The following is a 1,647-nucleotide window of genomic DNA, read 5'->3' on the forward strand; positions in this document are numbered from 1 at the left end:
TTATGTCTTTACCCGTGATTTGGGCCGCGTCTGGCGCGTCAGCGAAGGTCTGGATTTCGGCATGATCGGCGTCAACGAGATCGCACTGGGGTCGGATGCCACGCCTTTCGGTGGCATGAAACAGTCCGGCCAGGGCCGTGAGGGCTCCAAGTACGGTCTGGACGATTATCTGGAAGTTAAATTCATCTGCATGGGCGGGCTGGACCGCTAAAGGTCCAGAGTAGGAGCACAGACATGAGTTCAATCATTTACCCAACGACCAATTTCACCGCCACCGAGCAGCTGACTATAGAGCGCGGCGAAGGGGTCTATGTTTACGACACTAATGGCAAACAGTACCTCGAAGGTCTTTCCGGGCTCTGGTGTACCTCGCTTGGTTACGGCAACCGGGAGCTGATCGATACCACGGCGGAACAGATGGGCAAGCTGGCCTTTTCCCATATGTTCGGCGGCAAGACTCACAAGGTCGGCATGGACCTGGCCGAGAAGCTGACCGCAATGGTGCCAGTCGACAACGCGCGGGTGTTTTTTGGCAATTCCGGCAGCGATGCCAATGACACCCATATCAAGATGCTGCGGTATTACTTCAACGCCATCGGCAAGCCGCAAAAGCGCAAGATTATTTCCCGCGAGCGCTCCTACCACGGCGTGACTGTGGCGGCGGCATCCCTCACCGGTCTGCCGGTGAACCAGACCAATTTCGATCTGCCGATCGAGGCGCTGGGCATCCTGCGCACCGATGCGCCGCACTACTACCGCGGCGCCCTGGCCGGCGAAAGTGAAGCGGATTTCGTCACCCGTATCACCAACAATCTGGAGCAGCTGATTCTGCGCGAAGGGCCCGACACTATCGCGGCCTTTATCGCCGAGCCGATCACCGGTGCCAGTGGCGTAATAGTGCCGCCGGCCGGTTACTACCAGAAGGTGCAGGCGATTCTCGACAAGTACGACATCCTGTTCTGGGCCGACGAGGTGATCACCGGCTTTGGTCGTACCGGCAATGATTTTGGTTGCACCACCATGGGTATCGAGCGTCCTGCGCTCATGACCCTGGCCAAGCAGCTGTCATCGGCCTACATGCCGATCAGCGCCTCTGTGATTCGTGGCGATCTGTACGATGCCATGGTTGAGCCGAGCAACAAGCTGGGTGTATTTGGGCATGGCTACACCTATTCAGGCCATCCGGTTGCCTGTGCTGTGGCACTGAAAACCCTCGAGATCTACCAGCGCGACGATATCTTTGGCCGTGCCGCCCGCATGGGCGAGTATCTGCAGCGTCGTCTGGCGGAGTTCCGTGATCACCCGCTGGTGGGTGAGGTACGTGGCAGCGGCTTGATCGGCGCCCTTGAACTGGTGGCCGACAAGGCCAGCGGCAGGGCGTTTGAAGGCGGTGCCGTGGGTGCCTTTGCCCAGCGAGCCTGTGAGCAGCACGGCCTGATTACCCGGGTGGTGGCAGGTTCCAGCATTGCCTTCTGCCCGCCGCTGATCATCAGCGAAGCCCAGATCGACGAACTGATCGAGAAGTTCGGCAAGGCTCTGGCCGATACCCAGGACTTTGTTACCCGCGAACGGCTGGTGGCCTGATCACCTCAGCCTGACGTTGTACTCGGTAACCGCGCCGACGCCTCAAGGAGGCTGTCCGACAAT

The 1,647-nt window shown here is 59.4% G+C and carries 2 protein-coding genes; both read left to right on the plus strand.

The annotated features are described in order from the left end of the window. Positions 1 to 211 (plus strand): aldehyde dehydrogenase family protein (locus MPRO_RS03160; RefSeq protein WP_158651738.1); only part of this gene is annotated, 211 nt, incomplete at its 5' end. Further along, a complete protein-coding gene (locus MPRO_RS03165; protein ID WP_281177126.1) occupies positions 187 to 1,584 on the plus strand; it encodes an aminotransferase in 1,398 nt (465 codons plus the stop codon). The genes MPRO_RS03160 and MPRO_RS03165, both read left to right, overlap by 25 nt. Positions 1,585 to 1,647: the final 63 nt, after the last annotated feature.

This window comes from Marinobacterium profundum (assembly GCF_001528745.1).
Classification (GTDB): Bacteria; Pseudomonadota; Gammaproteobacteria; order Pseudomonadales; family Balneatricaceae; genus Marinobacterium_A; species Marinobacterium_A profundum.